We start from the raw sequence: 17240 nt of genomic DNA on the forward strand, positions 1-17240 counted from the left end.
CATTAATCGAGTCGCACCGGACTGTCCAGAGCTGCCGGATCGCGACCGCAAGAGGAGAGATGCAGATGGGCGCCGCCGCCGACAAACTCATGGCCCTCGTGGCCGACCCCGACCGTTTCACGTTCTCGCATGACGACCTGCGCGAGACGCAGATTGCGGCGCTCGACGAACGGTTTCAGGAGCGCAAGGATCAGATCAGGCTGCTCTCGCTGCGCGCCCGCGACGCCGGGATCGAGAAGATCGCGAGCATTGCCGATGTCGTGCCGATCCTGTTCCCGCACACGGCCTACAAGTCCTATCCTGAAAGCTATCTGATGGATGAGCGCTGGGACCGGTTGACCAAGTGGCTGGGAACCGTTTCGCCCTATCCCATCGAAGGCGTTTCGCTCGACGGGATCGAGGGCATCGACGACTGGATCGCCCGGCTGGCGGCGAAGGGCTACTTCATTTCCTGTTCCAGCGGCACGACCGGCAAGTCCGCGATGATGATCGCCTCGCAGAAGGACATGGACTGGTCGAAGATCGATACGGTCAATGTCTTTTCGTGGGGCTCGGGCGTGAAGCCGGCACAGGACCGGCTGATCATCGGCTGCGCACCGGTAGCGACAGTGCCCAAGAACGCGACGATCGCGCAGGCGCAGTACGAGGCTTTCGCCAATCCCGAATGGCCGCGTTGGAACTATCCGGTGCCGCCGATCACGGTGGGCTCGCTCACCTCGATGGTGGTCATGCGCAAGAAGATCGCCGAGGGCACTGCACGCCCGGATGAAATCGCGGCCTTCGAAGAGACCTCGGCGATGCGCGCCAAGGCTATCGAGGATGCCGTTCCGGCGACGGCCCAGTTCATCATCGAGAACCGCGACAAGAAGCTGCAGCTCTCCGGCCTGTGGAGCGGCCTGTGGCAGGTCGCCAAGGCGGTGCGCGATGCCGGTTATGGCCGCGAGGACTTCAATCCCGACAATTCGATCTATGTCGGCGGCGGTCTCAAGCGCGCGCAGCTTCCCGCCGACTATCAGGAGTACGTTTTCGAGACCTTCAACATTCCCGAAGACCGCCACTTCCAGAACTATTCGATGCAGGAACTGAACTCGGGGATGCCCAAGTGCCGCGAGGGCGGGCGCTATCATGTGCCGCCATGGATGGTCCCGGTCCTGCTGGACAAATCTGGCGATGCCGCGCTCGATCATACGTCGGGCGAGATGGAGGGGCGCGCGGCGTTCTTCGATCTCTCGCTTGACGGGCGCTGGGGCGGCATCATCACGGGCGACAAGATCTCGCTCGACTACAGCCCCTGCAAGTGCGGCAACCACGGGCCTTCTGTGCGCGACAACATCGCGCGCTACGCGGACCTGGAAGGGGATGACAAGATCGGCTGTGCGGGCACGGTCGATGCCTATGTGCGAGGTGTAGCATGAACGACCTGAGCGAAACCCGCGCCGACGAAGCCCTCGTCGCGGCCCCGTTTTTCCTGCGCGGCGAAGTGCTGCACGGCACCGACGTGATCCAGACCTCGCGTGATCTTGGCGTCACCTTCGCCACGCCGCGCATCCCTTTCGACCGGGCGGTCCCGCCGCGCACCGAAGTGCCGCCGCTGCTGAACGTGCCGCTTGCCGAGATCATCGACTTCCTCGTCGAGACCGGGCAGCGGCTGGTGGCGAAGGACAACGACCACATGCAGGAATGCATCGAGCGGATGTGCCGAACCCATATCCTGCCGCGCGCCGTGGTCGAGAACACCGCGCGCCATGCGGCGGCCTACCTGAACAAGCGCACGCTCATCGCGGAAGTCGAGCAGAACTTTCCCGACCCGCGCGCGCTCGATCAGTGGATCCCCAAGCAGGATTACACCGGCCGCAAGAGCTTCGTGCGGGCCTTTGCGCCGCGCCTGATCCACGTGCTGCCGGGCAATTCGCCGGGCGTTGCGGTGAAGTCGGTGGCGCAGGGCTCAATGGTCAAGGGCATCAACCTGTTCAAGATGAGCAGCGCCGATCCCTTCACCATGGTTGCGATCCTGCGGACCATGGCGGACCTCGATCCGGAGCATCCCATCGTGAAGTCGATGTCGGCGGTCTATTGGCGCGGCGGCGACGATGCGACCGAGCGGGTGCTCTACCGCCCGCAGTACTTCGACAAGATCGTCGCCTGGGGCGGCGGCGATGCGATCAACAATGTCATCAAGTACCTCGGCCCCGGCTTCCAGCTCGTCTCATTCGATCCCAAGACCTCGATCTCGATGGTAGGCAAGGAAGCCTTCGCGGATGACGAAACGCTCGACCGCGTGGCGGACCTGTGTTCGGCGGACGTCATGACGCTCAATCAAGAGGCCTGCGTCGCCAGCCGGTTCCAGTTCGTCGAAGGGCCGCAGGAGGACGTCGACCGCTTCTGCGAACGCCTGCACCACCACATCGCTCGCCGCGCGGCCGAGAGCGGTGATGTGCGCAAACTCGATCAGGACATGCGCGAGGCGGTCGAGATGATGGTGATGATGGATGACGAGTTCGGCGTGTGGGGCCGCACCGACGGCAAGGGGCTGGTCATCCGCTCGGACGAGCCCGTCGATTTCCACCCGATCAACAAGACCGCCAATGTCGTGCGGGTCGACAGCCTCGACGATGCGGTGAAGTGGATCAACGTGGCTACCCAGACGGTGGGCTTCTACCCCTTCGACCGCATGGCCGACTATCGCGACCGGCTGGCCGCGGGTGGCGCACAGCGGATCGTCCATCTCGGCGAGGCTGGGCCCTCGACGATCGGCAATCCGCACGATGCGATGTATCCGCTGCACCGCTTTGTGCACTGGATGGCGCATGAGGATGGCACCGCCATATCGTAACTTCGCTGCGTTGATGGTCCGGACATATCCCGATAGAGACGGCGGCCGATCTGGCACATCGTGCCGCAATCACATCGCAGCAAGTACATCGAAAGGGATATCGGGATATGAGGATCATCGGCGTTGCAGCCAGCGTTTGCGGCGGTCTGGTACTTGCAGCATGCGCGGCCGGTGCGGCCTCGGGCGGTCAGCAGGATGTGGCATCAGCCCCGCCGCGGGTCTCGGCCGCGCAGGCGGCATCCATGAGCGACGCCGACAAGGAAGCGATGATCGCCGAACTGCGCAAGGGCAGCTACCTGCCGCGCGAGAACGTGCCGAACAGTCTGCTCCTGAATCCGGCGCCGCCTGCGCCGGGGGCGGCTGCGATGGCGCGCGACGAGGAAGCCGCGCAGGCGGCGGTGGCGTTGATCGGAACCCCGCGCTGGGAACAGGCCAAGATCGATGCCGACCTGTTTACGCCGGCTGTGACCGGGACGTTCTCCTGTGCGGCCGGTTTCACGATCAGCGCCGCGACGACGCCGAAGCTGCAGCATCTGCTGCTCAAGTCGATGATGGTCTTCGGTCTCTCCACTTATCCGACCAAGATGAAGTACCAGCGCCCGCGCCCGTTCATGGAAAACGGCAAGCCGACCTGCACGCCGGATCAGGAAGACGTGCTGCGCAAGGACGGGTCCTATCCTTCGGGCCACTCCGCGATCGGCTTCGGCACCGGCCTCATCCTTGCCGAAGTGGTGCCAGACCGCGCGGCGCAGCTGGTTGCGCGCGGGCGAGCCTTCGGTGACAGCCGCAGGATTTGTAATGTCCACTGGCTCAGCGATGTCGAGGAAGGCCGCGTGGTTGCCTCGGCAGTCATGGCTCGGCTCAACGCCGAGCCGGCATTCGCCGCCGACCTCGCGGCGGCACGCGCGGAAGTCGCGGCGGCCCGCGGCAGCTTGCCCGTGCCCGATTGTGCGCGGGAAAATGCCGCGCTGGGGTCCTGATCGTACCGGCGAAGGTTTTGGCTGCGCGCATATTTGGGCTTTGCTGCGCCCGATGGCCGGGATAGGCAGCTGAAGACGTCTAAGAAGGAACGAGAAACAAAATGGCTGTTGAAATCCTGCTCCCGAAGATCGGCTTCTCGATGCAAGAGGGCCAGATCGCCGAATGGCTCGCCAAGGATGGCGACCAGGTGACCGAAGGCCAGCCGCTCTTCTCGCTCGAGGCCGACAAGTCGACCAATGAAGTCGAATCGCCCGCTACCGGCACGCTCAAGATCGTCGCCAGCACCGGCGAGACCCTCGAAGTCGGCACCGTTCTCGGCTATATCGAGTAACAAGTATCTAGACCGGCTGGACAATAGTGTCCGGCCGGTACAGATTGCGCCCATGCGCAAGTTTCTTCTTCCGACCATCGCCCTGGCCGCTCTGACGCTGCCGTCCGTTGCCTCCGCCGAACTTCCGGTGGGAACCAAGGCGCCGATGTTCCGCACCTCGGTGGCCGAGGCTGGCAAGAGCAAGCGGTACAGTCTGCGTGTTGCCCTGCGGAAGGGCCCCGTGGTCGTCTACTTCTATCCCAAGGCGTTTACGCAGGGCTGCACTGCCGAAGCGCATGCTTTCGCCGAGGCGACCGACGATTTCGCGGCGCTCGGCGCGACGGTTGTCGGCCTGTCGGCGGACGACCTGCCGACGCTGGAGAAGTTCTCCACCGAACATTGCCGTGACAAGTTTCCCGTCGGGGTCGCTACGCCGGTGATTATCCGTGACTACGACGTTGCACTCAACGGCGGATCGACCATGACCAAGCGCACCAGCTATGTCGTCGCGCAGGACGGGACGATCACCATGGTCCACTCGAACATGGACTACCGCGACCACGTCAAGCGCACCCTCGCGGCGGTGAAGAAGCTCCAAGCCAAACGCTGATCTCGCGCCGCTGCTCTTGAAACAGACCGGTCTTGCCGGGTAAGGGCGTCGCTTTCTGCACGGAACCGTTTCCGCGCGCAACCGTTCTGGCGGGTGTCGCCCGGCGGCCCTTGCTTCATTGGAGTTCTTGTCATGCGTGCCGAAGGTCAGGCTCATATTGACCGTATCGAAAAGGCCCTCGCGCTGGTCCGCAAATCGCTCGACTGGGAGCGGGCACTGCGCCGGTTCGACGAGCTGAACGCGCGCGTCGAGGATCCCACGCTTTGGGACAATCCCAAGGAAGCCGAAGCGGTGATGAAGGAACGTCGCCGCCTCGAAGCCTCGATCGGTGCAGTGAACGAGATCAGCGCCGAGATGGCCGATGCCGTCGAATTCGTCGAACTGGGCGAAGCGGAAGATGACGACGAGACGATCCAGGAGGGGCTTTCGACGCTCGCCGCGCTGGCCGAGCGGGCCGACCGGGACAAGGTGCAGGCGCTGCTTTCGGGCGAGGCGGACAGCAACGACACCTATCTGGAAGTCCATGCTGGCGCCGGCGGCACCGAGAGCCAGGACTGGGCCGAGATGCTGCAGCGCATGTACACCCGCTGGGCCGAGCGCAAAGGGTATAAGGTCGAACTGGTCGAATACCACAGCGGCGAAGCCGCGGGCATCAAGAGCTGCACACTGCAGATCAAAGGCGAGAATGCCTACGGCTGGGCCAAGACCGAGAGCGGTGTCCACCGCCTCGTGCGGATCAGCCCTTACGACAGCTCGGCGCGTCGCCACACCAGCTTCTCGTCGGTCTGGGTCTATCCGGTGATCGACGATACCTTCGAGATCGACATTAACCCCTCCGATCTGAAGATCGACACCTACCGCGCCTCGGGTGCGGGCGGTCAGCACGTCAACACCACGGACTCGGCGGTGCGTATTACCCACCAGCCGTCTGGCATCGTCGTTGCCAGCCAGATCGACCGCTCGCAGCACAAGAACCGCGAAATCGCGATGGGTATGCTCAAGTCGCGCCTGTTCGAGGAAGAGATGCGCAAGCGGGAAGAGGCCGCCAGTGCCGAGCATGCGAGCAAGAGCGACATTGGCTGGGGTCACCAGATCCGCTCCTACGTGCTGCAGCCCTATCAGCAGGTGAAGGACCTGCGCACCGGCGTCGTGTCGACGGCGCCCGACGATGTGCTGGACGGTGATCTCGATCCGTTCATGGCTGCGGCGCTTTCGCAGCGGGTTACTGGCGAAAAGGTCGAAATCGAAGACGTCGACTGAGCCGACCGCATGGTCTTGCCATGGGGTGGTTACGGCATGGACAAGGGTTTTGCCAAGTGCGGGGCGAAGCGCTAAGGGGCCGCATGTTTCCGCGCCGAGGCCCTGTTTTTGCTGCTTTGACGGTGGCGCTGTGCGCCTGCCAGCCGCAGTCCGCGGATGACGGCCGGTCCGATGCTGCGCGGAATTTCCCCGTCGCCGACCGGCCCGTTTCCAAGGCGGCACAGGACCTGTTCGCCTCCGAAGTTCAGCGCGACAGCGTGAACGAAGCAACGGTCGTCATGGACCTCGCCAATATCGAGCCGGGCATGAGCGTCGCTGACATCGGTGCGGGCGAGGGCTATTACACCGTGCGTCTTGCCGAGCGCGTCGGTGCCAAGGGCCGGGTGCTTGCCGAGGACATCAATCCCGCCGCGACCGAGCGCCTGGGATCGCGCGTGATGCGTGAGGGGCTTGAGAACGTGTCCATCAAGGTTGGGACAGCGGAAAACCCGAACCTGCCGGCAAACAGTTTCGACCGGATTTTCATGGTTCACATGTACCACGAGGTCTCCGAACCTTACGCCTTTCTCTGGCGGCTGCGCCCGGCGCTGCGGCCCGGGGGCAAGGTAATCGTGGTCGATGTTGATCGGCCTACCGATATGCACGGTATCCCGCCGGCGCTTCTCTTCTGCGAATTGGCTTCGGTGGGCTTTCGTTTGACCGAATTTGTTCGTAAGCCGGAACTGCAAGGCTATTATGCGCAGTTCGAAGCCGTGGGTGCGCGGCCGGCGCCCGAAAATATTACACCCTGCCGCGTATCGGGCGATACGCAGGCGGATTGAGAGCAACGGGCAACGGCACAGCGCATTGCCAGGGGAAAGACGTTAGAGGATATGAGTTTCAAAGGTCTCAAGCCGATTGTCTACGGCGGCCACGAAGTCTGGCCGCTGGTCGAAGGCGGCAAGGGTGTGTCCGCGACCAACCACATGAGCTCGGGCGCATGGGCGGCGGCCGGCGGTATCGGCACGATCAGTGCGGTCAACGCCGACAGCTACGATGCCGAAGGCAAGATCGTCCCGCAGGTGTACAATGCACTGACCCGCAAGGAGCGCCACGAGGAATTGATCCAGTACGCCATCGACGGCGCGGTGGAGCAGGTGCGACGCGCCTACGACATCGCCGGCGGCAAGGGCGCGATCAACATCAACGTGCTGTGGGAAATGGGCGGCGCCCAGCAGGTGCTCGAAGGCGTGCTGGAAAAGACCAAGGGCATGGTCACCGGTGTAACCTGCGGTGCGGGCATGCCCTACCGGCTTTCGGAGATCGCCGAGCGTTTCAACGTTCACTACCTTCCGATCGTCAGTTCCGGCCGTGCGTTCCGGGCGTTGTGGAAGCGCGCCTATCACAAGGTCTCGCAGCTGATGGCGGCAGTGGTCTATGAAGACCCCTGGCTGGCCGGCGGCCACAACGGTCTTTCCAACGCCGAAGACCCGCTCAAGCCCGAGGATCCCTATCCGCGCGTGAAGGCGCTGCGCGACGTCATGCGCAAGGAAGGCATCTCGGACGAGGTGCCGATCGTGATGGCCGGCGGCGTGTGGTACCTGCGCGACTGGGAAGAGTGGATCGACAATTCGGAACTGGGCTCGATCGCATTCCAGTTCGGCACCCGTCCGCTGCTGACCAGGGAAAGCCCCATTCCGCAGGAATGGAAGGACGAACTGCGCAACCTCGAACCCGGTGACGTGCTGCTGCACCGCTTCTCGCCCACGGGCTTCTATTCTTCCGCCGTACGCAACTCGTTCCTGCGCAATCTGGAAGCGCGTTCGGAGCGGCAGATCCCCTACTCCAAGGTCGAGGCGGGTGAGCACACCGTGCGGCTCGACGTCGGCGTGAAGGGCAAGAACTTCTGGGTGACGCCCAAGGACCTTGACCGCGCGCGGACATGGTCCTCGCAGGGCTTCACCGATGGTCTGCGGACGCCGGACGATACGATTATTTTCGTTTCGCCCGAAGAGCGCGACGAAATCCGTCAGGATCAGGCCGACTGCATGGGCTGCCTGTCGCACTGCGGCTTCTCGTCGTGGAAGGATCACGACGACTACACCACTGGCCGTCTCGCCGATCCGCGCAGCTTCTGCATTCAGAAGACCCTGCAGGACATTGCCCACGGTGGCCCGGTCGACAAGAACCTGATGTTCGCGGGACATGCGGCCTATCAGTTCAAGCAGGATCCGTTCTATTCGAACGGCTATACGCCGACAGTGAAGGAGCTGGTCGATCGCATCCTCACGGGCGATTGATCGACCCAGCGCAAAGCGTTTCAGGCGGCCGGTTCGGGACTATCCGGACCGGCCGTTTCGTTTTCACGGTCCTTGCGAGGGTTCGGTCCATAGCGGTTCGCGTCTGTCTTTCCCGGCACGACCAACAGGACAATGTAGAGCCACGCGAAAGGCAGGAAGAGCAGCCAGTCGACATAGGACAGCGGCGCTTCGATCATGTCGCGGGCTTCCCAGCCTCCGAGCAGTGAGGCCAGTTCAAGCCCGATGCTTCTGGCGACGACGAGGACCAGCAGCACGGTCCATTTTCCGCTGAAGCCAAAGTCGTGCAGTCGCCTGACCGACAGGGCGAAGAGCGGGATGATGGCCAGCGTAGTGACCGCGAAGCGGAACCATGTCGCGGCGGTGTCGGGCAGGAAGAAGTCTGCCAACCCGGCCAGAACGGCGCACAAGAGCTGAGAAGCGACGACGTACAAGATCACCTCGGTGCGCCGGGCGCGGCCCGAGGTCGTGAAAGTGCGGCGGATCGCCTGACCGAAGAGCGGGAGGTCGCCTGTCATGATGCGATCTCCCGCTGCTGCACGGGTGTTGTCAATCGAATTCCCAGGCCCGCTCGCCGTGGCTCGTGATGTCGAGCCCTTCGCGCTCGGCGTCTTCGGACACGCGCATCGGGAAGACCATCGAGGCCATGAGGGCGAGGATGACGGAAGCGATCACCGACCAGATGATCGCGATGCCAACGCCGATCAGCTGCGCGAAGGTCTGCGCGATCATGTTCATGCCATCCGCATAGCCGACACCGCCGAGGCTCTCCGCCATGAAGAGGCCTAGCATCACCGAGCCGAGCATGCCGCCGACGCCGTGGACGGCGAAGACGTCGAGCGAATCGTCGATCTGCAGCTTCTGCTTCACCAGCTGGATCGCGAAGTAGCACACGACGGCACCAGCCGCGCCGAACAGGATCGCGGCGCCCGGAGAGATGAATCCGGCAGCCGGCGTCACGGTGGCGAGGCCGGCGATGGCTCCGGTCGCGAAACCGACGCTGGTGGGCTTGCCGACCATGATCCGTTCGACCAGCAGCCAGACCATCGCGGCAGTGGCCGCAGCAGCGTGGGTGGCGATGATCGCGGCGGCGGCATCGTCGTTGGCCTGCAGGGCGGAGCCGCCGTTGAAACCGAACCAGCCGACCCAGAGCAGCGCGGCACCGGCCATGGTGAGGGCAGGGCTGTGCGGCAGCATGAGCGTCTGCGGGTAGCCCTTGCGCTTGCCGAGCATCACGGCAATCACCAGCGCGGAGACGCCAGCGGTGGTATGGATGACGATGCCACCTGCCCAGTCGAGCGTGCCGACGCCGGCGGAAAGCCAGCCGCCGCCCCAGATCCAGTGCGTGACAGGGGCATAGACCACCAGGCTCCACAGCGCGCAGAAGGTGATCACCCAGCCGAAACGGGCGCGGTCTACCCAGGCACCGGCCATCAGCGCGGGCGTGATCGCGGCGAACGTCATCTGGAACAGGACAAAGGCGCTTTCGGGCACGGTGGTGCTTTCGCGCACGTTGCCGAGCGATATCAGCATCCACGCGTTGCCGCCGCCCAGCCACCCGTTGGAGACGCTACCGAAGCTCAGCGTATAGCCGACCACGATCCACACGAGTGATGCGACGGCGGCAATGGCGCCGCACTGGACGAGCACCGACAGGAAGTTCTTCGTCCGGACGAGGCCGCCGTAGAACAGCGAAAGGCCCGGCATCGCCATGAGCATGACCAGCGCCGAACTCGCGAGCAGCCAGGCGGTGTCGCCGCTGTTGGCGACATCGAGCTGACCGTCCTGCGCGAAAGCCACGCCAGGTAGGACAGCGAGTACGGCTGCGAGTGCCAACAGGCGCGGCTTGGTCATCGACTGTGTTCCCCCCTTCAGGCCACGCCTTTGGCGTTGGCGCTGTATTCCTCTTGGGCAGGCCTTAGAGCAGGAAATCGCCGCAAGACAAGCGCTTGCTGGGGAATACTCCTTTGGCTCGCCCGGTCTTGGTCAAGGCAGCTCGGGCAGGACCATGTCCGGCGGACGGTGCCCGTCGACCCAGAATCGGATATTGGCAATGATCCGCTCGCCCGCAGCGCCGCGGCCTTCGTAAGTGGCGCTGCCGAGGTGCGGCATGGCGACGACGCCGGGCAGGGCGAGAAGACGCGGATCGACCTTGGGTTCGTTGGCGAAGACGTCGAGGCCGGCGCCGGCGATTCGCCCTTCGGAGAGCGCCGCGATCAGGGCTTCTTCGTCGATGAGCTGGCCGCGTCCGGTGTTCACGATGCACGCGGTGGGCTTCATCAGCGAGAGCCGGCGCGCGTCGAACAGGTTTACCGTTTCCGGCCCGGCCGGGCAGTGCAGCGAGAGGATGTCCGCATCGGCGGTCAGTGTGTCGAGGTCGGGCTCGTAGCGGGCGGAAAACATGTTCTCGAGCGCGGCGGGCTGGCGATTGCGGTTGTGGTAGCGGATCTCCATGCCGAAGGCGCGGGCACGGTGCGCCACAGCCTGGCCGATCCGACCCATGCCGACGATGCCCAGCGTCTTGCCCATCAGCGAGTGGCCGAGCATTGCCGACGGCCCCCACCCGGCCCACTTGCCTTCGCGCAAGACCTTCACATTCTCGCTGAAGCGGCGCGAGACGAGGATGATCAGCGCCAGCGTCAGGTCGGCGGTGTCGTCGGTGAAGACGCCGGGCGTGTTGGTCACGACGATCTTGCGGGCGCGGGCGGCGGCAATATCGATGTGCTCGGTGCCGGCGCCGAAACTGGCGATCAGGCCGAGCTTGTCGCCGGCCTGCGCGATCAGCTCGGCATCGATCGAGTCGGTGACGGTGGGCACCAGGACGTCGCACTCGCGCATGGCGGCGGCGAGTTCGTCGCGTGTCATCTGCCGGTCTTCGGCATTGAGTGAAACGTCGAACAGTTCGCTCATGCGCGCTTCCACCTCGGGCAGAAGCTTTCGGGTGACCACCACGCGCGGGCGGGGTGGGTGAGGAAGGGTGGACGTGTCGCTTGCCGGTGCCGTCATGGTTACCGGCTATGCCTTCCACAGGGGGGCGGTCAAGGAGCCTTGATGCTTCGATCAAGCGCGGAGTAAGGATCGCGCATGAAACGCGCCGTCTGGATTCTGTCTCTGCTTGCGCTGAGCGCCTTTGCCGCACCCGCACGGGCCGACGAAGACAAGGTGCCCTACTGGGCCTCGATCGATACGGACGTCGCCAACCTGCGCGTGGGGCCGGGCAATACCTACCGGATCGAGTGGGTCTATCGCCGGATGCACCTGCCGGTGAAGATTATCCGCCGCGAAGGTGCATGGCGTCAGATCGAGGACCCGGCAGGTGACAAGGGCTGGATGCGCGACCTGCTGCTGTCACGCCAGCGCGCAGCTATCGTGACCGGCGACGATCTGGTCGAGATGCATGCCGAGGCCAGCGACTCGTCGCCGATGCTCTGGCGCGTGGAGCCCGGTGTCGTCGGCCTGCTGGGCGATTGCGATGCCGGTTGGTGCGCGTTCGATACCGATGGGCACAAGGGCTTCGTGCGCGAAGATGCCCTGTGGGGTGCCGGCGAGCCCTGACAGCCGGGCATCCGCGCAAACTTCTCTAACTTTGTCGACTCTCGCCACGGCGAGTCTTCACGAAAATCAGGCGAATCCATAGGCCTGGATCGTCGCTATCTTTGCGCGCCAGACGAGCGCGTGATTTAACGGTTCAAAGAGCGGGCGCAGGAATGCCGCGTGCAGTGTGACCGACTGCGGTCGAGTAGGAAACGGGAGGCCATCTTGGGCAACGGCTGCCCATGAGAGGGATTGCCTGATGATGTCGAATTCTATATTTCGATAATTGTCGAAGTATTGGAGTGACGATGAAAGCCGACCAGATCATACGCGCCTTGTCCGCGCTGGCGCAGGAGCATCGACTCGCGGCCTACCGGCTGCTGGTGCAGGCGGGCGAGAGCGGCATTCCCGCCGGAGCGCTCGCCGAACAGCTCGATGTGCCGCCGTCCTCGATGAGCTTTCACCTCGCCCAGCTTGCCAACGCCGGGCTGGTCACGCAGCGGCGCGAGAGTCGCTCGATCATCTATTCGGCCGACTACGCCGCGATGAACGGCGTGATGGGCTACCTAACCGAAAACTGCTGCGGCGGGGTGCCTTGCGGCGACTCGACCGCTTGCCTTCCCGATCCCCAACGAAAGAGCGCCTGATGAAACGCTTCCATGTGCATGTCGGCGTGGCCGACCTCGACAAGTCGATTGCCTTCTACTCCAGCCTGTTCGGTGCCGAGCCCGCGGTAGTGAAGGACGATTACGCAAAATGGATGCTCGAAGACCCACGCATCAACTTCGCCATTTCCATGCGCGCGGATGCGGCCAAGGGGATCGAGCATCTCGGCGTGCAGGTGGAGGACAAGGCGGAACTTGCCGAGGTCTACGACCGCCTTGCCGCTGCCGACCGTCCGGTGCTGGAAGAAGGCGCGACGACCTGCTGCTACGCGAAGTCGGAAAAGAGCTGGATCGCCGATCCCGATGGCGTGGTGTGGGAAGCCTTCCTGACCGAAGGCGAAAGCACGACCTACGGCGGCAGCCCCGATTTCGATCGGCTCGCTTCCGCCCATGCTGCCCCTGATGCCTGCTGCGCGCCGCAAGTGGCGCCGGCGAAAACGTCCTGCTGTTGAGGTGACGATGTCCGGCAAACCGCTGAACGTGCTTTTCCTCTGCACGGGCAATTCCGCACGCTCGATTCTGGGCGAGGCCATTCTCAACCATGACGGCAAGGGCCGGTTCCGGGCGCACAGCGCCGGAAGCAATCCGACCGGAACGGTCAATCCGTGGGCAATCCGTACTCTGGAAATGCTCGGCTATCCGGCCGAGGGCTATCGCTCCAAGAGCTGGGACGAGTTCGCCGAGGGGCCGGAATTCGACCTGATCTTCACGGTCTGCGACAGCGCGGCGGCCGAAAGCTGTCCGGTCTGGCCGGGGCGCCCCACGAGTGCGCATTGGGGCATTCCCGATCCTGCCGCCGTGCAGGGCAGTGATGCCGAAAAGGCGGCGGCCTTTCTCGATGCTTTTGGCATGCTCAAGCGGCGGATCGATCTGCTGCTGGCACTGCCCATCAAATCTTTGGAAGCAACCGCCCTGAAAGAGAAGCTGCAGGGCATCGGACACGAGGCGGACAATACATGACGACGACCACTGCCGATATCGACGCCCGCGCTGCGGGTCTGGGTCTGTTCGAGAAATGGCTGTCGGTCTGGGTCGGGGCGGCGATTCTCGCGGGGATCGCGCTGGGTAATCTCGTGCCGCAGCTTTTCGCGGCGCTGGCGGCAATCGAATATGCCTCGGTCAATCTCGTCGTCGCGGTGCTGATCTGGGCGATGATCTTCCCGATGATGGTCGCAGTCGATTTCGGCGCGGTGCGCCGGGTGGGCGACAAGCCCAAGGGCCTGATAATCACGCTGGTGGTGAACTGGCTGATCAAGCCCTTCACCATGGCTGCGCTGGCCGTGCTGTTCTTCCAGGTCGTCTTCGCCGACCTGATCGCGCCTGCCGATGCCCAGCAGTACATTGCCGGGCTGATCCTGCTCGGCGCCGCGCCGTGCACGGCGATGGTCTTCGTGTGGTCGCAGCTTACGCGCGGCGATCCGGCCTACGCGCTGGTGCAGGTGGCGGCGAACGACCTGATCATGATCGTCGCTTTCGCGCCCATCGTCGCGCTGCTGCTGGGCGTTACCGACATTGCCGTGCCGTGGGAGACGCTGCTGCTCTCTGTCGCGCTCTATGTCGTGGTGCCGCTGGGGGCAGGGGCCTTCGTGCGCCACCGCCTGCTGGCGAGCCACGGTGGGGATGAGCATGCCGTCTCGGACTTCACCGGACGGATGAAGCCGCTTTCGATCATCGGGCTGCTGTTCACCGTGCTGCTGCTGTTCGGGTTTCAGGCGGAAACCATCGTCTCGCGCCCCGTGTTGATCGCGCTGATCGCCGCGCCGATCATGGTGCAGAGCTACGGGATCTTCTTCCTGGCCTATGGGGCTGCGAAGCTCTGGAAAGTGCCGCATGCGGTGGCGGCGCCCTGCGCGCTGATCGGCACGTCGAACTTCTTCGAGCTTGCCGTTGCCGTGGCCATCGGCCTGTTCGGTCTCGGCAGCGGGGCTGCGCTGGCGACGGTGGTGGGCGTGCTGGTGGAAGTGCCGGTGATGCTGTCGCTGGTGGCCTTTGCGAACCGCACGCGGGGGAGTTTTCCGGCAGCGTAAAGCGGGCACCCACGTTCCCGTTTCACGGAGAGGGGGGATAACTGAACTCCCCCAAACAAACGAAAACCCCCGCCGGTGAGGGCGGGGGTTTCCTTTTTCGCGTCAGGATCGCGAGGTCACGGCATTTCGATCGCGACGGCCGTGGCTTCACCGCCACCGATGCAGAGCGATGCCACGCCCTTCTTCAGGCCCTTTTCCTTCATCGCGTTGATGAGGGTGACGATGATGCGGGTGCCCGAAGCGCCGATCGGGTGACCCAGCGCCGTCGCGCCGCCGTGGATGTTCACCTTGTCGTGCGGGATGCCGAGGTCCTTCATCGCGAACATCGCGACGCAGGCGAACGCCTCGTTGATCTCGAACAGATCGACGTCGGAGAGCTTCCAGCCCACCTTGTCCATCAGCTTGGTGATCGCACCGACCGGCGCGATGGTGAACTTGGCCGGCTCCTGTGCGTGGGCGGAAACGCCGACGACAGTGGCGATGGGCGTGAGGCCCTTGGCTTCGGCAACGCTCTTGCGGCTCAGCACCATGGCAGCAGCGCCGTCGGAGATCGAGCTGGAACTGGCGGCAGTGATCGTGCCGTCCTTGGCGAAAGCGGCGCGCAGGGTGCGGATCTTGTCCGGGTTGCCCTTGGGCGGCTGCTCGTCGGTGTCGACGACGACTTCGCCCTTGCGGGTCTTCACGGTGACGGGAACGACTTCATCCTTGAATGCGCCAGAGTTGATGGCGTCGACCGCGCGGCGCAGCGACTCGATGGCGTAGTCGTCCTGGCTTTCGCGGGTGAGCTGGTATTCGTCGGCGCTTACCTGCGCGAACGAGCCCATCGAGCCGCCTTCGTAGGCGTCTTCGAGGCCGTCGAGGAACATGTGATCGTAGAGCGTGTCGTGACCGGCGCGGGCGCCGCCGCGGTGCTTCTTCGAAAGGTACGGCGCGTTGGTCATCGACTCCATGCCGCCGGCAATGACGATGTCGAGCGAACCGGCCGCGAGCGCCTCGGCGCCCATGATCACTGTCTGCATGCCCGAGCCGCAGACCTTGTTGACGGTCGTGGCCTGGACCGACTTGGGCAGACCGGCCTTGAGCGCGGCCTGGCGGGCAGGGGCCTGGCCGAGGCCGGCGGGAAGCACGCAGCCCATGTAGATGCGCTCGATGTCGTCACCGGCGACTCCGGCGCGCTCGACAGCGGCCTTGACGGCGGTGGCGCCGAGGTCGGTCGCGGCGACTTCGGCGAAGGCGCCCTGGAGGCCGCCCATGGGCGTGCGGGCGTAGGAAAGAATGACGATCGGGTCGGAAGCCGAAATCTGGGCCATGGGGCGTGCCTTTCGAACTGGAAGATGTGACAGTTGTCGACCGGATAATGTTGCGATGCACCAAATGCAATGACAGAAAAAGCGCCATCGCGGGGGCATCGCGCACCAGCATTGCGGCCGATCAGTGCCGGTGCGTCTCGCGCGGAAATACGACGATACCGCCTTTCACACCGCTGGCGGATACCGATCTTCTCGTTTCTACATGGGATCGGGGAGGTTCGATTGCCAGACCCGCGCCGCGCCCATTTCGCGCAATCTTTCGTAACATCGGGCGTCGCCAGGGCGTTGAAGCGCTTGCCGCCACCGAAAAGCAGGCGTTCCGGTACGGTCTTTTGTTGCATTGCAATGCGTAAGGGCGGATTAATCCACGCCGACACCTTGCGATGGTGCTGGTGCTGGCCTAAGAGCGCGCCCAACGACCGGGCGTGCCCCCCGTGGGACGAGTCCGGCAGCCGCACCCGGTATGAGGCCAGAGACCATTGACTGATCTGTCACAATACCTGCCGATCCTGATATTTCTGGTGATCGCTCTTCTTCTCTCGGCAGTGATCGTGTTCCTGCCGATCGGCGTCGCCCACCTGACCGGCACGCATCAGCCCAACGCTGACAAGAACTCCGAATATGAATGCGGCTTCCCCGCGTTCGAGGATCCGCGCAGCCAGTTCGACGTCCGCTTCTATCTGGTGGCGATCCTGTTCATCGTGTTCGACCTCGAAGCCGCGTTTCTGTTCCCCTGGGCCGTGTCGCTCGACATGACCGGCTGGGCCGGGTGGACAACGATGATGATTTTCCTCGGCGAACTGGCCATCGGCCTCGCCTATGCATGGAAGAAGGGAGCTCTGGACTGGGAATGAGCACTCTCGTGAACTCAGCCGGACAGCCTCTGAATCAGGGCGGCGCGGTGACGCAGCCCGATCAGGCCTATTTCAACGACCTCAACCAGGAAGTGTCGGACAAGGGCTTCCTTGTCACCTCGACCGAGGAACTGTTCCAGTGGGCCCGCACCGGCTCGCTGTGGTGGATGACCTTCGGCCTCGCCTGCTGCGCGGTCGAGATGATCCACGTGAACATGCCGCGCTACGACATGGAGCGCTTCGGCGCTGCGCCGCGCGCGTCTCCGCGCCAGTCGGACGTGATGATCGTGGCCGGCACGCTGTGCAACAAGATGGCCCCGGCGCTGCGCAAGGTCTACGACCAGATGTCGGAGCCCAAGTACGTCATCTCGATGGGCTCGTGCGCCAATGGTGGCGGGTACTACCACTACAGCTATTCGGTCGTGCGCGGCTGCGACCGCATCGTTCCGGTCGACATCTATGTGCCCGGCTGCCCGCCGACTGCCGAAGCGCTGCTCTACGGCGTGATGCAGCTGCAGCGGAAAATCCGCCGCATTGGTACGGTGGAGAGGTAAGTCCT

Annotated in this window: 20 protein-coding genes; 16 read left to right on the top strand and 4 right to left on the bottom strand. The window is 64.1% G+C overall.

All coding sequences use genetic code 11. The features are described 5' to 3' along the window. Positions 1–65: 65 nt before the first annotated feature. The 8 genes from IEX64_RS08965 to IEX64_RS09000 all read left to right on the top strand — a co-directional run bounded on the left by IEX64_RS08965 (position 66) and on the right by IEX64_RS09000 (position 8273). Positions 66–1415, top strand: a complete 1350-nt coding sequence (locus IEX64_RS08965) for a hypothetical protein (protein ID WP_188819314.1) — start codon at positions 66–68, stop codon at positions 1413–1415. Then, positions 1412–2833: an acyl-CoA reductase gene (locus IEX64_RS08970; protein WP_188819315.1), complete on the top strand. Its 1422-nt coding sequence runs from the start codon at positions 1412–1414 to the stop codon at positions 2831–2833. Before IEX64_RS08965 ends, IEX64_RS08970 begins: the two co-directional genes overlap by 4 nt. Positions 2834–2940: 107 nt before the next feature. Beyond that, entirely contained in the window at positions 2941–3813 is an 873-nt protein-coding gene (locus IEX64_RS08975) for an acid phosphatase (protein WP_188819316.1), read from the top strand. Between the two features lie 101 nt (positions 3814–3914). Continuing rightward, positions 3915–4145, top strand: coding sequence for a biotin/lipoyl-containing protein (locus IEX64_RS08980; RefSeq protein ID WP_188819317.1), 231 nt, complete (start codon positions 3915–3917; stop codon positions 4143–4145). A gap of 52 nt (positions 4146–4197) precedes the next feature. Further along, a complete protein-coding gene (locus tag IEX64_RS08985; protein ID WP_188819318.1) occupies positions 4198–4734 on the top strand; it encodes a peroxiredoxin in 537 nt (178 codons plus the stop codon). 132 nt (positions 4735–4866) lie between these two features. Further along, positions 4867–5994: a peptide chain release factor 2 gene (prfB, locus tag IEX64_RS08990; protein WP_188819319.1), complete on the top strand. Its 1128-nt coding sequence runs from the start codon at positions 4867–4869 to the stop codon at positions 5992–5994. Between the two features lie 83 nt (positions 5995–6077). Continuing rightward, positions 6078–6815: a class I SAM-dependent methyltransferase gene (locus tag IEX64_RS08995; protein ID WP_188819320.1), complete on the top strand. Its 738-nt coding sequence runs from the start codon at positions 6078–6080 to the stop codon at positions 6813–6815. 51 nt (positions 6816–6866) lie between these two features. Next, positions 6867–8273 carry an NAD(P)H-dependent flavin oxidoreductase gene (locus tag IEX64_RS09000; RefSeq protein ID WP_188819321.1) on the top strand — a complete coding sequence of 469 codons (1407 nt, stop codon included), beginning with the start codon at positions 6867–6869 and terminating at the stop codon, positions 8271–8273. A 20-nt stretch (positions 8274–8293) separates the two neighbouring features. Here the strand turns inward: IEX64_RS09000 and IEX64_RS09005 are convergent, their stop codons facing one another. The 3 genes from IEX64_RS09005 to IEX64_RS09015 all read right to left on the bottom strand — a co-directional run bounded on the left by IEX64_RS09005 (position 8294) and on the right by IEX64_RS09015 (position 11297). After that, positions 8294–8809 (bottom strand): DUF805 domain-containing protein, encoded by a 516-nt coding sequence (locus tag IEX64_RS09005; RefSeq protein WP_188819322.1) that lies wholly within the window; start codon positions 8807–8809, stop codon positions 8294–8296. A 31-nt stretch (positions 8810–8840) separates the two neighbouring features. Beyond that, positions 8841–10145 carry an ammonium transporter gene (locus tag IEX64_RS09010; protein WP_188819323.1) on the bottom strand — a complete coding sequence of 435 codons (1305 nt, stop codon included), beginning with the start codon at positions 10143–10145 and terminating at the stop codon, positions 8841–8843. A 132-nt stretch (positions 10146–10277) separates the two neighbouring features. Then, on the bottom strand, positions 10278–11297 hold the full coding sequence (locus tag IEX64_RS09015; RefSeq protein ID WP_188819324.1) for a 2-hydroxyacid dehydrogenase: 1020 nt from the start codon (positions 11295–11297) through the stop codon (positions 10278–10280). Positions 11298–11375: 78 nt separating this feature from the next. Here IEX64_RS09015 and IEX64_RS09020 point away from each other — a divergent pair, with 78 nt between their 5' ends. The 5 genes from IEX64_RS09020 to arsB all read left to right on the top strand — a co-directional run bounded on the left by IEX64_RS09020 (position 11376) and on the right by arsB (position 14517). Continuing rightward, a complete protein-coding gene (locus tag IEX64_RS09020) occupies positions 11376–11846 on the top strand; it encodes an SH3 domain-containing protein (protein WP_188819325.1) in 471 nt (156 codons plus the stop codon). A gap of 287 nt (positions 11847–12133) precedes the next feature. Then, on the top strand, positions 12134–12472 hold the full coding sequence (locus IEX64_RS09025) for an ArsR/SmtB family transcription factor (protein ID WP_188819326.1): 339 nt from the start codon (positions 12134–12136) through the stop codon (positions 12470–12472). Further along, positions 12472–12942, top strand: a complete 471-nt coding sequence (locus IEX64_RS09030) for an ArsI/CadI family heavy metal resistance metalloenzyme (RefSeq protein ID WP_188819327.1) — start codon at positions 12472–12474, stop codon at positions 12940–12942. The genes IEX64_RS09025 and IEX64_RS09030 overlap by 1 nt, the downstream gene beginning before the upstream one ends. Before the next feature lie 7 nt (positions 12943–12949). Continuing rightward, positions 12950–13450 carry an arsenate reductase ArsC gene (locus IEX64_RS09035; RefSeq protein ID WP_188819328.1) on the top strand — a complete coding sequence of 167 codons (501 nt, stop codon included), beginning with the start codon at positions 12950–12952 and terminating at the stop codon, positions 13448–13450. Beyond that, positions 13447–14517, top strand: coding sequence for an ACR3 family arsenite efflux transporter (gene arsB / locus IEX64_RS09040; RefSeq protein WP_188819329.1), 1071 nt, complete (start codon positions 13447–13449; stop codon positions 14515–14517). The genes IEX64_RS09035 and arsB overlap by 4 nt, the downstream gene beginning before the upstream one ends. Positions 14518–14633: 116 nt before the next feature. On the opposite strand, the gene IEX64_RS09045 is transcribed toward arsB, so the two are convergent. Next, positions 14634–15827 (bottom strand): acetyl-CoA C-acyltransferase, encoded by a 1194-nt coding sequence (locus tag IEX64_RS09045; protein ID WP_188819330.1) that lies wholly within the window; start codon positions 15825–15827, stop codon positions 14634–14636. Between the two features lie 5 nt (positions 15828–15832). Between IEX64_RS09045 and IEX64_RS09050 the strand changes: the two genes are divergently transcribed. The 3 genes from IEX64_RS09050 (at position 15833) to IEX64_RS09060 (ending at position 17235) form a co-directional block, all read left to right on the top strand. Then, positions 15833–16180, top strand: a complete 348-nt coding sequence (locus IEX64_RS09050) for a hypothetical protein (protein ID WP_188819331.1) — start codon at positions 15833–15835, stop codon at positions 16178–16180. A gap of 126 nt (positions 16181–16306) precedes the next feature. Beyond that, positions 16307–16681: an NADH-quinone oxidoreductase subunit A gene (locus IEX64_RS09055; protein WP_188819332.1), complete on the top strand. Its 375-nt coding sequence runs from the start codon at positions 16307–16309 to the stop codon at positions 16679–16681. Next, a complete protein-coding gene (locus IEX64_RS09060; protein ID WP_188819333.1) occupies positions 16678–17235 on the top strand; it encodes a NuoB/complex I 20 kDa subunit family protein in 558 nt (185 codons plus the stop codon). Before IEX64_RS09055 ends, IEX64_RS09060 begins: the two co-directional genes overlap by 4 nt. Positions 17236–17240 lie beyond the last annotated feature (5 nt).

This window comes from Novosphingobium indicum (assembly GCF_014645195.1).
Taxonomy (GTDB): Bacteria; Pseudomonadota; Alphaproteobacteria; order Sphingomonadales; family Sphingomonadaceae; genus Novosphingobium; species Novosphingobium indicum.

What these genes read in the sequence shown, in the direction of transcription:
- IEX64_RS09025 (WP_188819326.1), top strand. Translation starts at nt 12,134, where the DNA reads ATGAAAGCCGACCAGATCATACGCGCCTTGTCCGCGCTGGCGCAGGAG.
- IEX64_RS09030 (WP_188819327.1), top strand. Translation starts at nt 12,472, where the DNA reads ATGAAACGCTTCCATGTGCATGTCGGCGTGGCCGACCTCGACAAGTCG.
- IEX64_RS09020 (WP_188819325.1), top strand. Translation starts at nt 11,376, where the DNA reads ATGAAACGCGCCGTCTGGATTCTGTCTCTGCTTGCGCTGAGCGCCTTT.
- IEX64_RS08995 (WP_188819320.1), top strand. Translation starts at nt 6,078, where the DNA reads ATGTTTCCGCGCCGAGGCCCTGTTTTTGCTGCTTTGACGGTGGCGCTG.
- IEX64_RS09010 (WP_188819323.1), bottom strand. Translation starts at nt 10,145, where the DNA reads ATGACCAAGCCGCGCCTGTTGGCACTCGCAGCCGTACTCGCTGTCCTA.
- IEX64_RS08980 (WP_188819317.1), top strand. Translation starts at nt 3,915, where the DNA reads ATGGCTGTTGAAATCCTGCTCCCGAAGATCGGCTTCTCGATGCAAGAG.
- IEX64_RS09005 (WP_188819322.1), bottom strand. Translation starts at nt 8,809, where the DNA reads ATGACAGGCGACCTCCCGCTCTTCGGTCAGGCGATCCGCCGCACTTTC.
- arsB (WP_188819329.1), top strand. Translation starts at nt 13,447, where the DNA reads ATGACGACGACCACTGCCGATATCGACGCCCGCGCTGCGGGTCTGGGT.
- IEX64_RS09015 (WP_188819324.1), bottom strand. Translation starts at nt 11,297, where the DNA reads ATGACGGCACCGGCAAGCGACACGTCCACCCTTCCTCACCCACCCCGC.
- prfB (WP_188819319.1), top strand. Translation starts at nt 4,867, where the DNA reads ATGCGTGCCGAAGGTCAGGCTCATATTGACCGTATCGAAAAGGCCCTC.
- IEX64_RS08985 (WP_188819318.1), top strand. Translation starts at nt 4,198, where the DNA reads ATGCGCAAGTTTCTTCTTCCGACCATCGCCCTGGCCGCTCTGACGCTG.
- IEX64_RS09035 (WP_188819328.1), top strand. Translation starts at nt 12,950, where the DNA reads ATGTCCGGCAAACCGCTGAACGTGCTTTTCCTCTGCACGGGCAATTCC.
- IEX64_RS09000 (WP_188819321.1), top strand. Translation starts at nt 6,867, where the DNA reads ATGAGTTTCAAAGGTCTCAAGCCGATTGTCTACGGCGGCCACGAAGTC.
- IEX64_RS09045 (WP_188819330.1), bottom strand. Translation starts at nt 15,827, where the DNA reads ATGGCCCAGATTTCGGCTTCCGACCCGATCGTCATTCTTTCCTACGCC.
- IEX64_RS09060 (WP_188819333.1), top strand. Translation starts at nt 16,678, where the DNA reads ATGAGCACTCTCGTGAACTCAGCCGGACAGCCTCTGAATCAGGGCGGC.
- IEX64_RS08975 (WP_188819316.1), top strand. Translation starts at nt 2,941, where the DNA reads ATGAGGATCATCGGCGTTGCAGCCAGCGTTTGCGGCGGTCTGGTACTT.
- IEX64_RS08970 (WP_188819315.1), top strand. Translation starts at nt 1,412, where the DNA reads ATGAACGACCTGAGCGAAACCCGCGCCGACGAAGCCCTCGTCGCGGCC.
- IEX64_RS08965 (WP_188819314.1), top strand. Translation starts at nt 66, where the DNA reads ATGGGCGCCGCCGCCGACAAACTCATGGCCCTCGTGGCCGACCCCGAC.